This is a genomic window from Hydrocarboniphaga sp., assembly GCF_028291725.1.
GTDB lineage: Bacteria > Pseudomonadota > Gammaproteobacteria > Nevskiales > Nevskiaceae > Hydrocarboniphaga.
Genome location: NZ_JAQGNT010000063.1, coordinates 95,671 through 111,915 on the forward strand (window position 1 = coordinate 95,671; position 16,245 = coordinate 111,915).

8 protein-coding genes and 1 pseudogene are annotated in these 16,245 nt (G+C 65.1%); 5 read left to right on the plus strand and 4 right to left on the minus strand.

Going from position 1 to position 16,245, the window contains the following annotated elements; genetic code table 11:
* The first annotated feature begins 5 nt into the window (after positions 1-5).
* Together icmF and JWQ90_RS17565 are read left to right on the plus strand one after the other, a co-directional pair.
* A complete protein-coding gene (gene icmF / locus JWQ90_RS17560) occupies positions 6-3,287 on the plus strand; it encodes a fused isobutyryl-CoA mutase/GTPase IcmF (RefSeq protein ID WP_299696295.1) in 3,282 nt (1,093 codons plus the stop codon).
* Between the two features lie 192 nt (positions 3,288-3,479).
* On the plus strand, positions 3,480-7,142 hold the full coding sequence (locus tag JWQ90_RS17565; protein ID WP_299696296.1) for a WD40 repeat domain-containing serine/threonine protein kinase: 3,663 nt from the start codon (positions 3,480-3,482) through the stop codon (positions 7,140-7,142).
* A 230-nt stretch (positions 7,143-7,372) separates the two neighbouring features.
* Here the strand turns inward: JWQ90_RS17565 and JWQ90_RS17570 are convergent, their stop codons facing one another.
* Positions 7,373-8,722, minus strand: coding sequence for a sorbosone dehydrogenase family protein (locus JWQ90_RS17570; protein ID WP_299696297.1), 1,350 nt, complete (start codon positions 8,720-8,722; stop codon positions 7,373-7,375).
* Between the two features lie 153 nt (positions 8,723-8,875).
* Between JWQ90_RS17570 and JWQ90_RS17575 the strand changes: the two genes are divergently transcribed.
* Complete coding sequence (locus JWQ90_RS17575; protein WP_299696298.1) at positions 8,876-10,426, plus strand: cellulase family glycosylhydrolase; 1,551 nt, start codon at positions 8,876-8,878, stop codon at positions 10,424-10,426.
* Positions 10,427-10,757: 331 nt separating this feature from the next.
* Here JWQ90_RS17575 and JWQ90_RS17580 read toward each other — a convergent pair whose 3' ends face one another.
* Positions 10,758-12,338, minus strand: a complete 1,581-nt coding sequence (locus tag JWQ90_RS17580; protein ID WP_299696299.1) for a cation:proton antiporter — start codon at positions 12,336-12,338, stop codon at positions 10,758-10,760.
* A 131-nt stretch (positions 12,339-12,469) separates the two neighbouring features.
* On the opposite strand from JWQ90_RS17580, the gene JWQ90_RS17585 reads away from it, so the two are divergent.
* Together JWQ90_RS17585 and JWQ90_RS29225 are read left to right on the plus strand one after the other, a co-directional pair.
* Complete coding sequence (locus JWQ90_RS17585; RefSeq protein WP_299696300.1) at positions 12,470-12,628, plus strand: hypothetical protein; 159 nt, start codon at positions 12,470-12,472, stop codon at positions 12,626-12,628.
* Between the two features lie 497 nt (positions 12,629-13,125).
* Positions 13,126-13,275 (plus strand): annotated as a pseudogene (locus tag JWQ90_RS29225) (VOC family protein); the annotation flags it as partial.
* Between the two features lie 47 nt (positions 13,276-13,322).
* On the opposite strand, the gene JWQ90_RS17590 reads toward JWQ90_RS29225, so the two are convergent.
* Positions 13,323-15,395, minus strand: a complete 2,073-nt coding sequence (locus JWQ90_RS17590; protein WP_299696301.1) for a tetratricopeptide repeat protein — start codon at positions 15,393-15,395, stop codon at positions 13,323-13,325.
* A 136-nt stretch (positions 15,396-15,531) separates the two neighbouring features.
* Positions 15,532-16,074 (minus strand): TetR/AcrR family transcriptional regulator, encoded by a 543-nt coding sequence (locus JWQ90_RS17595; protein WP_299696302.1) that lies wholly within the window; start codon positions 16,072-16,074, stop codon positions 15,532-15,534.
* Positions 16,075-16,245 lie beyond the last annotated feature (171 nt).

Here is a 16,245-nt window from a genome sequence, read left to right on the forward strand (position 1 = left end):
CTGCCATGAACGATCTGTCGATGCACGCCAAGCCGGTCCCCTACAAGGCCAAGAACAAGGTCCGTTTTGTCACCGCCACCAGCCTGTTCGACGGCCACGACGCCACCGTCAACATCATGCGCCGTATCCTGCAGGCCACCGGCGCCGAGGTCATCCACCTCGGCCACAACCGCTCGGTCGGCGAGATCGTCAACGCGGCACTGCAGGAAGACGTGCAGGGGCTGTGCATCACCAGCTACCAGGGCGGCCACAACGAGTTCTTCCGCTACATGGTAGACCTGCTGCGCGCCAACGGCGGCGAGAACATCAGGATCTACGGCGGCGGTGGCGGCGTGATCGTGCCGGCCGAGATCAAGGGCCTGATGGACTACGGCGTCACCCGCCTGTACTCGCCCGAAGACGGCGCGATGATGGGCCTGCAGGGCATGATCAACGACGTGATCCAGGGCTGCGACTACGACCTCACGCCGCTGGCACCGAAGGCCGAAGACGCGATCGTCGCGCTGAAGACCGGAAACCGCCGGCACCTGGCGCAGGTGATCACCGCGATTGAAAACGGCAGCTACCCGGAGGCCGTCAAGCAAGCGATCCGCGACGCGGCAGCCGAGGTCAAGACGCCGGCGCTGGGCATCACCGGCACCGGCGGCGCCGGCAAGTCCTCGCTGACCGACGAGCTGGTGCTGCGCATGCGCCTGGACCAGAACGACGCTTTGAAAATCGCGATCGTCTCGATCGACCCGTCGCGCAAGCGCACCGGCGGCGCGCTGCTCGGCGACCGCATCCGCATGAACGCGATCGAACCCTGGACCGAGGGGCAGAACAACATCTACATGCGGTCTCTTGCGACGCGCGACACCGGCAGCGAGCTGTCCGCCGCGCTGCCCGACGTGATCGCCGCCTGCAAGCTGTCGGGTTTCGACCTGATCATCGTCGAGACCTCCGGCATCGGCCAGGGCGACGCGGCGATCGTGCCCTTCGTCGATACCTCGCTGTACGTGATGACGCCGGAATTCGGCGCCGCCTCGCAGCTCGAGAAGATCGACATGCTCGACTTCGCCGATTTCATCGCGATCAACAAGTTCGATCGCAAGGGCGCGGAGGACGCATTCCGCGACGTACGCAAGCAGTACCAGCGCAACCGCGAACTGTTCATGCAGGCGCCGGACAGCATGCCGGTGTACGGCACGATGGCCTCGCGCTTCAACGATGACGGTGTCACCGCGCTGTACCAGGCACTGGCCGTGAAGCTCGGCGCGCTCGGCCTGAAGCTGGCACCCGGCGCGCTGCCGAAAGTCACGGTCAAGGCCTCCAGCGCCGGCCGCGCCATCGTGCCGCCGGATCGCGCGCGCTATCTCGCCGACATCGCCGACAGCGTGCGCGGTTATCACAAGGACATCGCACGCCAGGCGCGTGCCGCGCGCGAGCGCCAGTCGCTGCGCGTGGTCAAGGCGATGTTCGAGGCCAGCGGCAAGCCGGCCAAGGATTTCGACGAGCTGATCTCAGCCAAGGACGGTGAACTCAGCACGCAGGCGAAGCAGCTGCTCGCGGCCTGGCCGGAACTCGTCAAGCGCTACGCGCAGGACGAGGACGTGATGAAGATCCGCGACAAGGAGATCCGCACGCGCCAGATCAGCGAGTCGCTGTCGGGCACCAAGATCCGCAAGGTGTCCCTGCCCCGCTTTGAGGACGAAGGCGAGACGCTGCGCTTCCTGATGAAGGAAAACCTGCCAGGCTATTTCCCGTTCACCGCCGGCGTATTCCCGTTCAAGCGCGAAGGTGAAGACCCGACGCGCATGTTCGCCGGCGAAGGCGACGCCTTCCGCACCAACCGCCGCTTCAAGCGCGTCTCCGAAGGCATGCCGGCGCATCGTTTGTCGACCGCGTTCGACTCGGTGACCTTGTACGGCTGGGACCCGGACTTGCGCCCGGACATCTACGGCAAGGTCGGCAACTCCGGCGTGTCGATCGCCAGCCTCGACGACATGAAGGTGCTGTACGACGGCTTCGACCTGTGCGCGCCGACGACCTCGGTGTCGATGACGATCAACGGCCCGGCGCCGATGATCCTGGCGATGTTCATGAATGCCGCGGTCGATCAGCAGGTCGACAAGTTCAGCACCGGCAAAGGCCGCGCGCCAACGGCCGAAGAACACGCGCAGATCAAGGCCAGGACCTTGTCCAGCGTGCGCGGCACCGTGCAGGCCGACATTCTCAAAGAGGACCAGGGCCAAAACACCTGCATTTTCAGCACCGAATTCGCGCTGAAGATGATGGGCGATATCCAGCAGTACTTTGTCGATAACAAGGTGCAGAACTTCTACTCGGTGTCGATCTCCGGCTATCACATCGCGGAGGCCGGCGCGAACCCGATCAGCCAGCTCGCTTTCACCTTGAGCAACGGCTTCACCTACGTCGAAAGCTATCTCGCTCGCGGCATGAGCATCGACGACTTCGCGCCGAACCTGAGCTTCTTCTTCTCAAACGGCATGGACCCGGAATACACCGTGATCGGCAGAGTCGCGCGCCGCATCTGGGCGGTGGCGATGAAGAACCGCTACGGCGGCAACGAGCGCAGCCAGAAGCTGAAGTATCACGTGCAGACCTCGGGCCGCTCGCTGCACGCGCAGGAGATGAACTTCAACGACATCCGCACCACCTTGCAGGCACTGCTGGCGATCAACGACAACTGCAACTCGCTGCACACCAACGCCTACGACGAGGCGATCACCACGCCGAGCGAGGAGAGCGTGCGCCGTGCGATGGCGATTCAGCTGATCATCAACCGCGAATTCGGCCTGGCCAAGAACGAGAATTCGCTTCAGGGCAGCTTCATCATCGACGAGCTGACCGACCTGGTCGAAGAAGCGGTGCTGAAGGAGTTCGAGGCCATCGCCTCGCGCGGCGGCGTGCTCGGCGCGATGGAGACCGGCTATCAGCGCGGCAAGATCCAGGAAGAATCGCTGTACTACGAGCACAAGAAGCACGACGGCTCGATGCCGATCATCGGCGTCAACACCTTCCGCAATCCGAACGGCGAAGAAGGCCAGAAAGAGATCGAGTTGGCGCGCTCCACCGACGACGAGAAGCAGAGCCAGCTGCTGCGCCTCGCCGACTTCCAGAAGCTCAACGCCGCCCAAGCCCCGGCGCTGCTGCAACGGCTGCGCGACGCCGTGGTCACCGACGGCAACCTGTTCGAAGTGCTGATGGACGCGGTCCGCGTCTGCTCGCTCGGCCAGATCACGCAGACCCTGTTCGAGGTCGGCGGCCGGTATCGCCGCAATATGTAAACGGCTTTGAATGCACTGTAGGAGCGGGTCATACCCGCGACTGAGGCCATCAAGAGCACAGTCGCGGGTATGACCCGCTCCTACAGGCCCAGTGATCACGCCGGCCAACCGCTGGCAAGATCACCGCCTACCGCCCAAAATGCCGGCCGTGCACCTCCACGGTCCCGGCCTTGAACACTCGCGTCTGCCGCAATGACCCAGACTGACGGACCCACGCCCAACTGGCGCGAGGCCTTCGTCGAGTTCGAGCGCCTGCTGGCGCTGGACCCGTCGGCGCAGCTCAACGAGCTCGACGCGCTGCAACGCTCCAACCCCGGCCTGTATCCGCAAGTCCACACGCTGCTGAGAGCCAACCAGCAAGCCCAGGACGGCGCCTTCATGGCGACCGAACTCGGCACCCGGCTCGGCCACCTGGACGACGAGCGCATCGCCTCCGAACTCAAGCCCGGCGAACAGATCGGTCTATATCGCCTGGAACGCCCGCTCGGCGAAGGCGGCATGGGCGAAGTCTGGCTGGCGCGGCGCGCCGACGGCCTGTTCGAGCAGCCGGTCGCGCTGAAGCTGATGCATCTGCATCTGGCACAGTCATCGGCGCGCGAACGCTTCGTCCGCGAGGGCCGCATCCTCGGCCAGCTGACCCACGGCAACGTCAGCCGCCTGCTCGACGCCGGCGTGCTGCCCGGCGGCCAGCTGTACCTCGCACTCGAATACATCGCCGGAATGCGCATCGACGTCTGGTGCGACCAGCGCCGGCTAGCCGTGCGCGCACGGGTGCGGCTGTTCCTGCAGGTCTGCGAGGCGGTCGCCCACGCTCACGCGCACCTGGTCGTGCATCGCGACCTCAAGCCCTCGAACATCCTGGTCACCGACGACGGCGTGGTGAAACTGCTCGACTTCGGCATTGCCAAGCTGGTCGAAGACGAGCAGCACAAGACACCGGAATCCGATCTGACCCAGGTCGGCGGCCGCGCGCTGACGCCGGACTACGCCGCGCCGGAACAGATCGAAGGCCTGGCGATCACCGTCGCCACCGACGTCTACACGCTCGGGCTGATCCTGTATGGCCTGCTCAGCGGAGCACGGCCTTACGGCGCTGCCAGTAACGGCTCGCAACGCGAACTCGAGCGCGCGATTCTGGACATAGAGCCCAAGGCTCCAAGCGCCGCGACAACGACGCGCACCGACACCAGTGAAAGCGCCACGCTGCGCGCCACCACACCGCGCCGGCTGCGCGAAGAACTGCGCGGCGACCTCGACATCATCATCGGTAAGACGCTAAAGAAGTCGCCGACGGAACGCTATCCGACAGCACTCGCGCTGGCCGCCGACCTGCGTGCCTATCTCGACGAGCAGCCGATCAGTGCAAGGCCCGACAGCCTCGCGTATCGCAGCGCCAAGTTCATCCGTCGCCACGGCTTGAATACGCGGCGTGTGCGTATCACGTCGGCGGTGCTGATCGTCGTCGGCGTCACGCTGCTCAGCGTTGTCTGGCAATGGCAGCAACGCGAAAAGCAGCAAGCGCTGGATCAACAATCGCTACGCGCGCGCGTAGCGTTGCTCTACGACAACGGTCGCCGCGACCTGCTGGCACACAACGAGGCGCGCGCCGCGGTGTATCTAAACGAAGCCTATAAGCTTGGCGTCGACACGCCGGCGCTGCGCTACATGCTGGCGCGCGCGATGCGCGTAGTCGACGCGCAGAAGCTGCGGATTGATACCGGTACGCCAGTGATAGCGGCGCAGGCCAGCCCCGATGGCCGTTATGTGTTCGCCATCGGCGACGATCACCACCTCCGAGAATACGATCAGAACGCCGGACAACCTGTATTCGACGCGAAACTCGCCGAGCCCGACGATTTTGGCTTCAGCGTCGCGGCTGAATATAGCCCTGGCGGCAGCTTGATCTGGGTCGATTCCAATCACGCCACAGAACCCTTGCGACAGCTTCGACTGTTCGATGTGAAAGCCGAGATACCGCCGACCCGCTTGCTGCCCCTTGCGCCGAGTTACAGCACGACGCCAACGCCCGTCGACAGCCTGGACCGTAACATCGCCTTCATCGATCGCAACGGCGCCATCCAATTGACCGATCGAAATGGAGATAAGAAAGGCGTGATCGCAGGCACATTCGTCAGCGTCAGCTTCTGCCGGGACAGCGACTTGCTCCTCGCCGGCCTGGCTAACGGCAATCTTCAGCTGCTGAGCCGCGACGGACGTCTGCAACGTACATTCAGCGGACTGCACGGCGCAACCGTGGCGATGAGTTCGACGCCGGGCTGCGGCACCGTCGCCGCCGGTAGCGATCAAGGCAACGTGCGGACCTGGGATCGCAACAGCGGCGATCTCTTGATGAGCGGAGGACACGGTTATCTGGTCAGTGACCTGAAGATCGACAGCAGCGCCTCGCGGCTGATGTCCCTGAGCCGCGACAGTGTCGCAGTGTGGGCGCCCCGAACCGGCGAATTGATCTATTCGGCCAAGTTTCTCGGCAGCAGCCACGATCTTGCGCAAATGAGCCCCGACGGGCAGACACTGGCGCACCTAGAAGGCGGACGCCTGTCGGTACTCGATCCCATCAGCGGAGCCGATCTGTACTCTCTGGATGGGCATTTGGGCGCGGCTTCGACATTCGCATACGACGCGTCGAGCCAACAGATCATCAGCGGCGGCGCCGACGGGGCTCTGGCGTTGTGGAGCTTGCCGACGCAGCAATTGGCCGAATTCATTCAGGGCAGCGGCGTGCCGGCGCCCGATGAAGCTCCAGTCGCGCCCGCGATTTTCAGCCACGACGGTCACTGGATATTCGCCGGCGGTGCAAATGGCGGCGGTGCGATCTGGGACGCAAAGAAACTGCTTCGCGTGACCAAGGTGCAAGCAAGCGGTACGCCGCTCAGTGCGGCCGCTTTCAGCCCTACTGACAGACTGCTGGCTATCGGCGACTGGAATCAGACGCTGCGAATCATTGACCGGAGCAGCGGCAAAATCCTGCGCACCCAGCCCGATTCGGGCGGCCGATTTTTCCTGCTCGACTTCGACGCCACCGGCCGCGTGATCTCCGGTGCAATGGCAGGTGGCCTCGCGAAACTGTGGGATGCGACTAGTGGTCAGGAACTCGCGCGCTTTCAACGCGACGAGGCGCGTGCCACAGCGTTTTCCCCGGATGGCAGCAGCTTCGCCGTTGGCAGTGCCGGTACCGTCAAGCTGTGGAATCTAGGGCGTCGCGAATACGTCTGGTCGACCGCGTTGCCGAAGGAAGCCGAGCCTCGTGTCGGCGTGGTCGCCTTCAGTCGTGACGGCACGCGCTTGCTGGTGACGTCGATGCTTCAGCATGCCTACGTGCTCGATGCCCGCAGCGGTCACATCCTGCAGCACACGAGCATTCCTGCATCCACTTACTTTGCCGTCGGCGGCTTCGACTCCAAAGGCACGCAGATCGTGTTGGGCGACGGCTCCAAATCGCTGGTGCTGTGGCGGCTGCGCGATGGACGAGTCCTGAGCCTGACAGGTCACACCGGGCCGCTATTGGCCGCTTCGTTCAGTCCCGATGGTGCGTTTGCGCTGTCGTCGGGTGACGATGGCGTTGTCAAAATCTGGGATGCGAGCAACGGCGATCTGCTCGACTCGTTCAACGCCCAGGCTGGCTCCATCCAGTGGAACTACGCCCGATTCAGTCCGGACTGGACGCAGATTCTGACCGGGGGCACGGACAATGTTGCGCGGCTATGGGGCGCGCCGCGAGAGCAACGCAGCGCCGCACAAATCGAGGCGGTACTGAAATGCCGCGTCGCATGGAAAGCAGTCGCGACATCACTGGAGCCGCGGTTACCCGAACCTCAAAAGTGCGGCATACCGTAGCTCGGGATTGACACAGCCAAGCCCGAGCCAGGCGCTACTTGCGAAACTGATCCGGAACCCGGATCGACAGCGTTTGCTGATCCCGGGAATGCACCATCTCGTTCAGAGCGTAGCCGGCAATCAGCCCCAGCAAGAACGCGGCAATTGCGATCGGCCATGGAAAATGCGGCTGCGGCGGACCGCCCGGAATTTTTGTCGCCATAACTCTCCCCCTTTGAAGAGTCCCAATCTTAGCGCAGCGCGGTCGCGGCCGCGGGAGCCGAACTGACCCGCCACACCAGGTTTCCGACATCGTCCGCCACTAGCAGCGCCCCCTTGCCGTCCAGAGCGACGCCGACCGGCCGACCATAAGCGTCTCCGTCCGCGCTGACAAACCCGGTCAGCACATCAACCGCCGGCCCCACCGGCTGGCCACCTGAGAACGGCACGAAGATCACCTTGTAGCCACTCAGCGGCTTGCGGTTCCAGGAGCCGTGCTGGCCGATGAACATGCCGTTGGCGAACGCGGCCGGCAGTTGGTTGCCGCGCGCCGCGGCCAGGCCCAGCGAGGCGGTGTGCGAGCCGAGCGCGTAGTCGGGCACCAGCGCCTTGGCGACCAGGTCCGGGTTCTGCGGCTTGGCCCGTTCGTCGACGTGCTGACCGTAGTAGCTGTAGGGCCAGCCGTAGAAGCCGCCGTCCTTGACCGAGGTCAGGTAGTCCGGCACCAGGTCGTTGCCGATCTCGTCGCGCTCGTTCACTGCGGTCCACAGCGCGCCGCTGTCGGGTTCCCAGGCCAGGCCATTGGGGTTGCGCAGGCCGCCGGCGTAGATGCGGTGGCTGCCGCTGGCGATGTCCACTTCCCAGATCGCGGCGCGCTCGTTCTCGGCGGCCATGCCGTTCTCGGCAACGTTGCTGTTGGAGCCGACCGTGACGTAGAGCTTGCTGCCGTCGGCGCCGGCGATCAGATTCTTGGTCCAGTGATGGTTGATGAGGCCCGACGGCAGATCGACCAGCTTGGTGCCGGCGCCGCTGATCTGCGCCGCGCCCGGCACGTAGGGGAAGCGCAGCACCGCATCGGTGTCGGCCACGAACAGTTCGCTGCCGACCACGGCCATGCCGAACGGCGAGTGCAGATCTTTCAGGTACACGCTGCGCTGATCGGCGACACCATCGCCATCGGTGTCGCGCAGCAAGGTGATGCGGTTGGCGCTGGGCACGCCGGCGCCGGCGTGCTTCATCATCAGCTTCTGCACCTTGCCCCTGAGGCCCTTGCCGTCTTCGGGCTTTGGCGGCGCATTGGTTTCGGCGACCAGCACGCCGCCGTCGGGCAGCGTATACAGCCAGCGCGGATGATCGAGCTTGTCGGCAAACGCGATCACTTGTATGCCGGCAGCAGCCGTCGGTTTGCTGCCCTCGGGCCAGCCCTTGGCAGGTGCGATGTTCAGTGTCGGGATCAGCGATCTTTGCGGCTCGGGCAGCGTCGGATTGGGGCCCATGCCGGCGCCATCCGGCAGCGTCGCACTGGAACCGCAGGCGGCGAGCAGCGCGGCGGCGAACAGCAGCAGCAGCAGCAGCAGAGCAGCTTTGCTTTCGATGAACACGGGCGAGGCCCCAGAACGGTATTGGATGCCCGCGATTAGGGCAGAGCCGGATGAGCGACAGATGAAGCCCCGCTACCGCGCCCCGGGGTGATATTTCCTAGCTCGCGCGATCGGTGGCAGCGGCTACAGTCTGAATGTACCGGGGGGGCTCGCATGCCGAAACGCATTGCTGCATTGCTTCATTTGAACACGCGAATGGGCGCCGCGCGGCTGGGTTTGGCCGCACTGCTGGTGGCGGTGCTCGGCAGCTGCGGCGCTTCATCGACACCGACCAGCGACAAGGCCGGCAGCACCAAATCGGCCGTCGCCACGATGGCGCTGCCGCTTAACCATGCCGGCCGCTGGATCACCGATGCGCAGGGCCGCGTCGTGACGCTCCACGGCATCAACATGGTCTACAAGCGTCCGCCGTATGCGCCCGATGCGATCGGCTTCGACGACGACGACGCGGCGTTCCTCGCCGGCGAGGGCTACAACACCGTGCGTCTCGGCATCATCTACAAGGCGCTGGAGCCGACGCCGGGCGTCTACGACGATGCCTATCTGGACCGCATCGCGCAGACCGCCGACACGCTCGCCCGGCACGGCATCGTCGCGCTGCTCGATTTCCACCAGGACTTGTACAACGAGAAATTCGGCGGCGAAGGCCTGCCCGACTGGGCCGTGCAGGACGATGGCCTGCCGAACCAGCCGCAGCTCGACTTCACGCTGAACTACTTTCTGGAACTCGGCCTGAACCGCGCCTTCGATCACTTCTGGCACAACGATGCCGGCCCCGACGGCGTCGGCCTGCAGGATCGCTACGCGCTGGCCTGGCGGCATGTCGCCGAGCACTTTCGCGGCCATAATGCCGTGCTCGGCTACGATCTGTTCAACGAGCCCTGGCCGGGCACGCAGTATCCGACCTGTCTGTCGCCGCTGGGATGCCCGGTATTCGATCAGCTGCTTGCCGATTTCAGCCGGCGCGTGATCGCGCAGATTCGCGCGGCCGATCCGCAGGCTCTGGTGTGGTACGAGCCGAACGTGATCTTCAACAACGGCGCGCGCAGCCATCTGGGCGATCTCGGCGACGCTAACCTCGGCTTTTCGTTTCACGACTACTGTCTGACCGAGCCGATCACCGGCAGCAACCTCGCCTGCGATCCTTTCGACAATCTGGTGTTCAACAACGCGCTCAGTCAGATCGATGCCAGCGGCGATACTTGGCTGCTGACCGAGTTCGGCGCTAGCGACGATCTCGCGAATCTGCAGGCGATGCTCGACCGCGCCGACAGCTTCATGGTCGGCTGGCAATACTGGGCCTACTGCGGCTGCAACGATCCGACCACCACCGGCGAGAACGACACGCAGGCCATCGTCTACGATCCGGCGCAGGCACCCACGGGCGACAACCTCAAAGCCGACAAGCTCGCGCTGCTGTCGCGGCCCTATCCGCAACGGGTCGCGGGCACGCCGCTGAGCTATGGCTACGCCATGGCCAGCCGTACTTTCACGCTCCGCTACAGCACGGCTGCAGCCGATGGCAGCGGCGCTTTCGGCGACGGCGCGGAGACGGTGATCGCGGTGCCGATGCGTGCTTATCCGCAGGGCTATCGCGTCAGCGTCGAGCACGGCTCGGTTGCATCCGCCGCCGATGCACCGCTGCTGCGCGTGCGCTCGGCATCGGGCGCCGGCATGATCACGGTGACGGTGACGACACATTAGATTTCGACACGACGGCGTCGTGTTCCTGCTCCTTCCCCCGCTCGCGGGGGAAGGTTGGGACGGGGTCGGACGACAGCGCCGCGCCTGCTCGCCCCCACCCCAGCCCGCGCGCGCGGGAGGGAGTTCAAGGGGTCGCACTAGTGCGATGACTCATAAGTTTGGAAATATTGACGGCAGCGCTGGTCTCCTTCCCCCGCCTGCGGGGGAAGGCCGGGATGGGGGCGCGGACGCGGAAGAAAGCTCGGTTCTGTCATCACGCCCCCACCCCAACCCTCCCCCGCACGCGGGGGAGGGAGCCCAATCTTTGTTTCCAAACTTATGAGTCATCGCACTAGGCCGCATCCTGCGGCCCCGCGGGATGCAGGCCCTCGATCGACAGCGGCTGGAAGTGGCCCGCCGGCGCGGCGTCGAGTTCCGACCAGTCGAGCTCTTCCTGCAGTAGCCGGAACGCGTCGTCGCCGATCGCGCCGGTCTTCCACAGCTCACGCAGCGAAACGCGAGCGGCGCCGATCGCCGTCAGTCGCAGCCGGTCGTAGCGACTCGCACCCTGCGGCTGTTCCAGGCTTTTCGCGATCTCGGCATCGTCTTCGTACTGGGTGCGCAAGGCGGTGGCTTCGACGGAACCGTCCTGCTTCAGGCTGTCGATCGCCGCCCGGATCATTCGCTGGCGGCCCAGCGAGATATCGTGCCGCGCGCCATGATCCTCGTCGAGTCGCAGTGCGCGCATCAGCGGCTTCAGGCTCAGCCCCTGTAGCACCAGCGTGCCGAGCACGACCGCGAACGCGCTCAGCACGATGTGATCGCGGCCGGCGATGTCCGCCGGCAGCGCGAACGCGGTAGCCAGCGTGACCAGGCCGCGCATGCCGCACCAGGAGACCAGCACACTGGACTTGCGATCACTAATCACCGGCTCCTTGCCGCCGAGACGCGGGTATAGCCGCGACGCGACGTGATGCAGCATCACCCACAGCACGCGCACCAGGATCACCGTTAGCAACACCCAGCCGGCCAGCACCAGCGCGTCGATGCGCTCGGCACTCGGCAGGCGCATCAGGATCGGCCGCGCCTGCAGCCCCATCAGCACGAAGGCCAGCACGTTGAGCACGAACACCACGGTTTCCCAGACCGAATACGAACTGACGCGCGTGCGCGCCGGCATGCGGCCGACATCGCTCTGCGCCAGCGTCATCGCGTAGGCGACCATCGTTACGATCGCCGACAGGCCGACGCGCTCGGCCAGCAGCCAGACGCCGAAGGTCGATACGAATTGCAGCACCGTCGCGCTGGCCGGATCGCGCACCGATATCGTCGCACGCAGATACAGCCGCGCCAGCACGAAGCCGGCCGGCACGCTGAGCAGCGCGGCCAGCACCATCCACGGCGCGCCGCTGGAGAAGCCGGCGCCGGTGACCGCGGCGACCACCGCGAGCCGATAGATCAGTAGCGCGATCGCGTCGTTGAGCAGGCCCTCGCCCTGCAGGATCAGCATCAGTGCTCGTGGCGGCTTCAGATGATTCAGGATCGCAGTCGCGGCGGCAGCATCCGGCGGCGCGACGATCGCGCCCAGCGCGATGGCCGCCGCGAGCGTCAGCCCGCCGAACCGCCAACCGATATAGGCGACCGCCGCCGTGGTCAGCAAGGTCGCCGCCAGCACCAGCGAAGTCAGCGGCACGATATAGCGGCGCAGGTCGCGCGGCGAGGTATCGAAGGCCGCGTCGAGCAGCACCGGCGCAACGAACAGCGCCAGTGCGAGATCCGGCGCTATCCTGATCTCGGGAGCAAACGGCAAAAAGCCGACGCCGGCACCGGCCAGCGCCAGCAGCGCCGGATACGGCAGGCCGGTGCGCCGCGCCAGGCCGGCCAGCACGACCGCGCCGAGCAGCAGGGCGAGTATCCATTCGAACAGGAGCATCGCCGCAATCTAGCAAAAGCCGCTGGCCTGAACGGGCGGTCCGGATTGCCAAGTCGCGCCCGCCGAGTAACCCTCGTCTCGCTACCGGCCGGCAAAAGGCCTCGGCGCCCGCCTCGACTCCAGCCACGGTCATGTCCCCGACGCCTACGCCCGCGGCGCGTTCGGCTGCTTCCGCTGCTATCGACAAAGCGGCTGCCGGTTCCCTCATCTGGCACTTCGCCGGCGCGGTACTCGACGAACGCACGATGGAGTTGCGCGTCGAAGAACTGCTGGCCGACCCGGCTGTTTGACACGGGAGCACTGGCGCAGTCGGTGTATGCGCGGTGCCGGCTCAAGATGCCGGCGCGACCATCCGATTGCCTGTAAAAGCTCGAAAATAAACCTGAAAACTTCTGAAATCCGGGGCTGAGGATTTGTAGCCAGGAACAACTTAAGCCTTCGATCCTTGCCTCTGCGTTCGACGCCGCCCCGTAGGGACGGATGAGAGACGTGGAAACCGCGCGAACTTCGAGGCCCGCATATCCCTCCATGAACCCGACGAAGGTAGGTCGGCAATCCTTTGCCGACGTGCTCAGGCGATCAGGGCGCACACGTCGGCAAAGGATTGCCGACCTACGTCGTTTGCGAGGCGAGGCTGGTTCATGGAGAGGGGACTTCTCGTTAGGTTGGTGACATTCGGCTGAAGGCAGCTGCCTGTGCGTATCGATGGCCATCAATCAGCCTTGGGCCTCGGCACGAGAGCCGTCATGGAGCAAGCCAGCAAGGAGCCGTCCATGAGGAATTCATCATGCAACTTGGCAACTTCTCTGTCAGCCTCGCAGTTAAAGATATCGCGGTATCTCGCGCTTTCTACGAGAAGTTGGGCTTCACCGTATGGGGCGGAGATCAATTGCCTGAGTTCACTGATGTTCGCGATCTGCAGCGCAAGCTCAAAGCAGACTTTGCAAAACTGACTTTGATCCAGGGCATGGCCACGCTCCCTGCTCAACTCCGCGCTGCCGCCTTTTCCGCCGCCGCACCCGCTTCAATCAGCCGCGCGAAGCGCGGATCGTCGCGCAGCGGGTCCCATACCGGATCGTGCTTCAGCCGCGTCAGGCTCATCACATTGCCGGCCGGGATCGACAGCAGCTGCTCGATCAGTTTCAGCGCCGGTTCGGGCTCGCCGGCCTGCGCTTCGATCTGCGCCAGGCCGATCAGGTAATACGGCCCGTAGTAGGCGTCCGTGCTCAAGGGCCGCAGGTCGATCGCGCGGCGCGCCGCGGCAAGCGCCTGTGCCTTGTGCCCCAGGCAGAGTTGCGCCCAGCTCAGCGGGCCGAGCAAGGCAGGGTCTTCGGGGCTACTCGCGATCTCGGCGACGAGCAGCGTGTCCAGCTGCTGGCATTCGCTGGTCGCCGGGCCCGGCTTGCCGGCCAGCATCTGGATCACGACGCGCGCCGCGAGTTTGTCGATGCGCTGACGCGGCGTGACAGGCGATACCGCGTCCCATAGTTTCAAGGCCGCGTCGAAGCGCCGCTCGACGACCAGTGGATAGGCGCGCGGCGCGACCAGGTACAGCGTGTCGCCACCCTGGTAGACCTGTCCGGCCAGGCGCTCGGCAGGGGCGGCGTCGAAAGCATGCAGTGCGGCCTGCGTGTCGCCGTCGCCGAGCAGATGGATATAGGCCGAATACTCCATCGAGTTGATGTCGTTCGGGTCCAGCGCCTGGGCATGGCGAACTTCGAGTTCGGCGTCGTCGTAGCGGCGCAACAGCACGTAGGTGATGGCGCGCTCCGCGACCAACCAGGGGTCGCGCGGTGCCAGTTCGATCGCCTGCTGCAGCCTGGCCAGAGCTTGCGGCCACTGGCCCTTGCGGCGATGCACGTAGGCCAGCGCGCTGACCGCTTCGGAATCGCTGGGCGAGAGTTGCAGCACGTGCTTGAACGCGGTGATCGCCGGGTCATAGTCGCGGTAGCCCCAGTAGTGGAAATAGCCCAGCGCGAGTTGGGATTCGGGCAGATTCGGCCCCAGCTCCAACGCGGTATCGACCGATGCCTTGATGTCGGCCAGTTGCGCCTTGGTCGCGGTCACCAGGTACCAGTGCTGTTTCAGCTCGCAGAACGCCAGGCGCGCATGGGCCAGCGCGAAACGCGGATCGAGCGCGATCGCCTGCCGGTAGAGCTGCCCGGCGCGCAGGTAGTCGACCTCCACGTTGGAATCCTGCGCCTGCCGGAACTCGAACTCGGCGCGCAGGTACAGATCGTAGGCCGCCGCGTCGGCCGTCGGCGCCTTGGCCAGCGCGGTGGCTTCGCTGGGCGACAGGTGTGCCTTGAGCGCGTCGGCGATGGCCTGGGAGACTTCGCTTTCGACGGCGAAGGCGTCCTTGAACTCGCGGTCGTAGCTGCTGGCCCACAGGTGCGTGTCGCTGCTCGCGTCGATCAGCTGCACGTTGATGCGCACGCGCTCACCGGACTTCTGCACGCTGCCTTCGAGCAGCGTGGCGACGCCCAGCTCGGCGGCAACGAGCTTCAGATTGTCCGGATGGCTCGCGTATTTTTCGGTGGACGTGCGCGAGATCACCTTGAGCGCCGCGATGCCGGCGAGCCGGGTCAGGATCTCGTCCTGGATGCCGGTGGCGAAGTAGGCATTGGCGTGATCGTCGGACAGATTGTCGAACGGCAGCACGGCGATGGACTTGTCGCTGAGCGTGCCGGATGCGCCTGCATGCGGCCACAGCAGCCGCGCCAGCAGCAGCAGTACCGCCAACGTCAGCACGCCGATGATCGCCTGGTTGAGCCGCTGCCCGGTGCCGCGCGTGATCGAGACATCCGGCGCGACCTCGTCGGTGCGCACGATGCCCTGCGGCGTCAGCTCGTAAATCCACGACAGCACCAGCGCCAGCGGAAAGCCGGCAATGATCGCCACCACGATCAGCTGCTGGATGCGTTCGCCGACATGGAACACCGGGAACACCTGCGTCACCACCTGCACGATCAGCCAGCCGGCGACCGTGTACATCGCGCCGACCTTGTAGACGTTGCGGCGCTGGAGTTCTTTGAAGAACGAGGAAAGAACGCTCATCGACCGGCGCTCGGCAGGGAAGGCCGAAACGAGTCGATCAGCTGGCCGTAGACGCGTCCATACGTCATTTGCCCGATCCCTGCGCGCTGACGTACTGGCTGCGCTTTGTTCCCTGCAAAAAAGTATCCGGGGCCGATCATTCCGCCGATCCCGACAGGACCAGCGGCGACATCACCAGCCAGTCGAGCATCTTGGCGACCTGTGCAACCGGCACTTTCTCCGTTTGCCGCAGCCACCAGGACAGGATCTCGATCGTCGAGCCCGCAGTGACCAGCACGCCGACTTCGGCGGGGATCCAGCCATTGGCACGGGTGGATGAGACCTCCATCGCGACGCGCGCAAATTCGTCGCGCATGACCTGTTGCGCGCCACTGGTCAGCAGCGCGGACCAGATGGCGCGGTGCTCGTCCACGTAGGTGCAAAGCGCCATACACGATGCGCGGGTGTCGGTTGCGTCCATCACCGCCAGCGCGGTCGCGACCAGCTGGCGGATCTGATCGGCCGCCGCGCGTTCCAGCAGCGCCTCCTTGCTCGCGTGGTGGCGGAAGAACGTCGCGTAGCCGACCCCCGCCTGTGCGGTGATGTCGCGGACCGAGATCTGGTCGAAAGGGCGCAGCGCAATCAGCTCCAGCAGGGCGCTGTTGAGCGCGGCGCGCGAGCGCAGCATCCGCGCGTCCACGACATTTGACGCCCGCGATCGAGCCTGCTTATGATCCATGTGTATCATATATAGGGAGCTGTACCTGGGAATGCGTGGCGGCGACGAGGCAGGCGGTGCACCGAAGGATCACGGATCGGCACCCCATCCCCTTATTTTGAACATGTTTGTGCGCCTTGCCGGGATGAAGAG